Origin of the sequence: Micromonospora phytophila, assembly GCF_023656545.1 — a bacterium.
Lineage (GTDB): Bacteria > Actinomycetota > Actinomycetes > Mycobacteriales > Micromonosporaceae > Micromonospora > Micromonospora phytophila.
On record NZ_JAMOKF010000391.1, the window covers coordinates 1 to 4,475 of the forward strand.

Consider the following 4,475-nt stretch of genomic DNA (forward strand, 5'->3'; position numbering starts at 1 on the left):
CCGCCGCCGGGCGGTGGCGCGGCCGGCCCGGTCCCGCCGCCCCACGGCGTCGGGTCCGGCGCGGACGGTGTGAGCAGGGAGATGACCGAGTGATCCGAACGATGAGGGCCGGCCGGCGTGAGCCGGTGCCGCCGACACCGCACCCGTCGGGCGCCCGTCCGCCGGCGCTGCCCGCCGGCGCGGTGCCGCGGCACGTCGCCGTGGTGATGGACGGCAACGGCCGGTGGGCCAAGGAGCGCGGGCTGCCCCGCACCAAGGGTCACGAGGCGGGGGAGCACAGCCTCTTCGACACCATCGAGGGCGCGATCGAGCTGGGCATCCCCTACCTGTCGGCGTACGCGTTCTCCACCGAGAACTGGCGGCGCTCGCCGGACGAGGTCCGGTTCCTGATGGGCTTCAACCGGGACGTGATCCGTCGCCGCCGCGACCAGCTTGTGGAGCTGGGCGTGCGGGTGGTCTGGTCCGGTCGGGCCGGCCGGCTCTGGAAGAGCGTCATCTCCGAGCTGCAGACCGCCGAGGAGATGTCCCGGGGCAACACGACGCTGACGCTGCAGTTCTGCGTCAACTACGGCGGCCAGGCCGAGATCGCCGACGCCGCCGCAGCGATCGCCCGCGACGTGGCCGCCGGCCGGCTCGACCCGGCGAAGGTCACCGAGAAGACCGTGGCGAAGTACCTCTACCACCCCGAGATCCCCGAGGTGGACCTCTTCCTGCGGCCCTCCGGCGAGGAGCGGATCTCCAACTTCCTGCTCTGGCAGACCGCGTACGCCGAGCTGGTCTTCCTGGACACGCTCTGGCCGGACTTCGACCGCCGGCACCTTTGGTACGCCTGCGAGCTGTACGCGCAGCGGGACCGCCGGTTCGGCGGTGCGCTGCCCAACCCGGTCGCGCCGTCCGTCTGAGGCTTACCGGTCCCTCCTGCGGGGTACCACTGCGGTCAGGAGCCACTGACGGAGGTGAACCCACATGATCCAGAAGCGTATTGCCCAGTGGGCGGTGATGGCTGTCGCTCTGCCGCTGGCCGCCGCCGGCGCGCGCCGGCTCAGCCACACGATGGAGGCCCGCCGTGGCCCGACCGGGGTGAGCCGCCTGCTCCGCAAGGGTGCGGACATGCTGCGCCCGCAGCAGGCGAAGCGTCGCCGCTTCTTCTGATCGTCCGCCGTCGGCGCCGCCCGCGGGGTGGCGCCGGCGGTGACTTTCGGGTCTGCGGAGGTCCCGCCGCGCGTAGGATCGCAGGTGGGACGCACGCCCTGACGGCGTCCGCCTCGGGGGTGGGGATGCCGGAGCTCCGGTACAAGATGATCATGGCGTTGAACGCCGCCGACCTGGGCGACCCGATCTGCGACCAGGTGGCCGAGATCTGCGCCGAGATCGCCGAGCAGCACTGCGCGGCGCTGCACCACGCGCCGCAGTCGCGCTCCGGTGAGATCGCCGAACTCGCCAGCGGTGAACCGGCCCTGACCTGGGCGCCCAACGACACCGGGCAGCGTGCGTGGTGACCGCGCCCGGTCCCGCCTCCGCCGAGCCCCGCTCCGACGGCGCAGCGGTGGTGCGGTGACCGCCCCCGTTCCGGCCGTCGACGTCCGGCGGGCCGACGACCGCTTCGCCACCCGGATCTCCTGGCTGGACTCGAAGCACTCGTTCTCGTTCTCCCGGCACTACGACCCGGCCAACACCCACCACGGGCTGCTGCTGGTCAACAACGACGACGTGGTCCGGCCGGGCGCGGGCTTCGAGACCCATCCGCACCAGGACATGGAGATCGTCACCTGGGTGCTGCGGGGATCGCTGGTGCACCAGGACTCCACCGGGCACTCCGGGGTGATCTATCCCGGGCTGGCGCAGCGGATGAGCGCCGGCACCGGCATCCTGCACTCGGAGAAGAACGACTCCTGGCGGCTGGAAGGCAGCGATCCGCACACCGACCCGGTCCACTTCGTGCAGATGTGGGTGCTCCCCGACGAAGAGGGCGTCGACCCCGGCTACGAGCAGCTGGAGATCGGCGACCAACTGCTCCGCGGCGGCCTGGTGCCGGTCGCCTCTGGCATGGACCGGTACGACGGCGCCTCGGCGATCCGAATCCGCAACCGGTACGCCACCCTGCACGCCGCCCGGCTGAGCCCCGGCGACGAGGTCGTCCTCCCGGACGCGCCCTTCGTCCACCTCTACGTGCCCAGCGGCGCGGTGACCCTGGAGGGCAGCGGGCCGCTCGGCACCGGCGACGCGGCCCGGCTCACCATGACCGGCGGGCAGCGGGTGAGCGCCACCGAACCCGCCGAGATCCTGGTCTGGGAGATGCACGCCACCGTCGCCTGAGCGCCGCCCGCCCCTCCAGTCGATCCTGCCGGTGTAGCCCCTCTGCTGCGGCTTGTGACCCCGGGAGGAAACAGCAAGACGGCGGGGCGGGGTCAGGCCTCCACTTCGGAGCGGTCGGCCGCCCAGCGGGTGTGGAACGTGCCCTCCCGGTCCACCCGGTGGTAGGTGTGCGCGCCGAAGTTGTCCCGCAGGCCCTGGATCAGCGCGGCCGGCAGCCGCTCCGCGCGCAACGCGTCGAAGTACGCCAGAGAGGAGGCGAACGCCGGCGCCGGCACCCCGGCCCGGGCCGCCTCGGCCACCACCCGCCGCCAGCTCGGCACGCCCGCGCTGACCGCCTCGGCGAACCAGGGCGCCACCAGCAGCGTCGGCAGCTCCGGCTGCTCGTCGTACGCCTGCCGGATGCGGTCCAGGAAGCGGGCCCGGATGATGCAGCCGCCCCGCCAGATCGTCGCCGTGCCACCGAGGTCGACGCCCCAGTCGTACTCCCGGCTGCCGGCGCGGATCTGGTCGAAGCCCTGCGCGTACGCGACGATCTTGGAGGCGAGCAGCGCGCGCCGGACGTCCTCGACGAAGGTCTCCCGGTCGCCGACCTGCAACTTCTCACCCGCGTCGGGGAACGCGCGCCGCGCGGGCTCGCGCTGCTCGGCGTGCCCGGACAGCGAGCGGGCGAAGGTCGCCTCGGCGATGCCGGTGATGGGGATGCCGAGGTCGAGAGCGCTCTGCACCGTCCACCGGCCGGTGCCCTTCTGCTCGGCGCGGTCCAGCACCACGTCCACGAACGCGCGCCCGGTGGCCGCGTCGGTGTGCGCCAGCACGTCGGCGGTGATCTCGATCAGGAAGGACTCCAGCTCACCGGAGTTCCACTCGCGGAAGATCTCCGCAATCTCCGCCGGCTCCGCCGACAGCCCGGCCCGGAGCAGGTCGTACGCCTCGGCGATCAGCTGCATGTCGGCGTACTCGATGCCGTTGTGGACCATCTTGACGAAGTGCCCGGCGCCGTCCGGCCCGATGTGCCGGCAGCACGGCACCCCGTCGACCTGCGCGGCGATCTTCTCGAAGATCGGGCCGAGCTTGCGGTAGGACTCGGCGGAGCCGCCCGGCATGATGCTCGGGCCGCGCAACGCGCCCTCCTCGCCGCCGGAGACGCCCGTCCCGACGAAGTGCAGCCCGTGGCCGCGCAGCGCCTCCTCCCGCCGCCGGGTGTCGGCGAAGTGGGCGTTGCCGCAGTCCACGATGATGTCGCCGTCGTCGAGCAGCGGGATCAGCTCGTCGATGACGGCGTCGGTGGGGCCGCCGGCCTTGACCATCACGATGACCGCGCGGGGCCGCTCCAGGGCCGCGACGAAGTCGGCCATCGACTCGGCCGGCACGAACGTCCCCTCGTCGCCGTGCTCGGCGACCAGGCTGCGGGTGCGCTCCGGCGAGCGGTTGTGCACCGCCACGGTGAAACCGTTGCGGGCCAGGTTGCGGGCCAGGTTGCGGCCCATCACCGCCAGCCCGGTCACGCCGATCTGCGCCGTCGCCTGCTCGGCCATCCGCCCGCCACCTTCCGCCGTCGACACCTGCCGCTGCGACCGTATCGCGGTGCGCGGCGGACCGGGCGCGGTGTTCGACAGCCGGTCACCGCCGTGTCGCCGCGGGTGCGCTCAGCCCTCGGCCAGGCGGGCCTCGACGTGCCGCGACCTTGCTGGTGAGCCGTCGGTCGGCAGGCCGCCGGTGGTGCCGGTATTTCGGGTGCGCCCGCCGCCCCGGTCGGATAGCGTGCGGGTATGCGCGACTGACGCCCCACCTCCGAGCCGGCCCGCCGCCCCGCGCCGCGGTCCGCGTGCTCCCGGGCGTCCGCATTCCGAGCATCTGCCGCCGTCGCGGCGGTGCCCTCCGTGAGGCTCCCGGGAAGCAGTCCGATTCCGCTCGACCGTCCCGCGACGGTCACCAGCCATCGCGACCGCCTCGCTCCGGGGCGGCCCGCAGATCAAGGAGGCACGGATGCCCGCCAGGCGTAACCCGAAGAAGTCCCGTACCACCCCGCCCACGCCGTCGGTCGCGGACCTGACGCCGGCCGACCTCGCCGAGGTGACGGTCACGCCGGTCGTGCCGGCGCTGCCGGTCGAGCGGCCCGCCGCGCCGAAGGCCGGTCCGCCGGTCTCCGGCGCCGGCCG

The 4,475-nt window shown here is 73.5% G+C and carries 5 protein-coding genes; 4 read left to right on the plus strand and 1 reads right to left on the minus strand.

The features are described from left to right. Positions 1-101: 101 nt before the first annotated feature. The 4 genes from NCC78_RS28015 (at position 102) to NCC78_RS28030 (ending at position 2,316) form a co-directional block, all read left to right on the plus strand. Positions 102-902, plus strand: coding sequence for an isoprenyl transferase (locus NCC78_RS28015; protein ID WP_250798261.1), 801 nt, complete (start codon positions 102-104; stop codon positions 900-902). Positions 903-966: 64 nt separating this feature from the next. Continuing rightward, on the plus strand, positions 967-1,152 hold the full coding sequence (locus NCC78_RS28020; protein ID WP_250798256.1) for a hypothetical protein: 186 nt from the start codon (positions 967-969) through the stop codon (positions 1,150-1,152). Positions 1,153-1,277: 125 nt separating this feature from the next. After that, a complete protein-coding gene (locus NCC78_RS28025) occupies positions 1,278-1,499 on the plus strand; it encodes a thioredoxin reductase (protein WP_250798257.1) in 222 nt (73 codons plus the stop codon). A 55-nt stretch (positions 1,500-1,554) separates the two neighbouring features. Then, entirely contained in the window at positions 1,555-2,316 is a 762-nt protein-coding gene (locus NCC78_RS28030; protein ID WP_250798258.1) for a pirin family protein, read from the plus strand. 92 nt (positions 2,317-2,408) lie between these two features. Here the strand turns inward: NCC78_RS28030 and gnd are convergent, their stop codons facing one another. Further along, positions 2,409-3,851, minus strand: coding sequence for an NADP-dependent phosphogluconate dehydrogenase (gene gnd, locus NCC78_RS28035; RefSeq protein WP_250798260.1), 1,443 nt, complete (start codon positions 3,849-3,851; stop codon positions 2,409-2,411). Positions 3,852-4,475 lie beyond the last annotated feature (624 nt).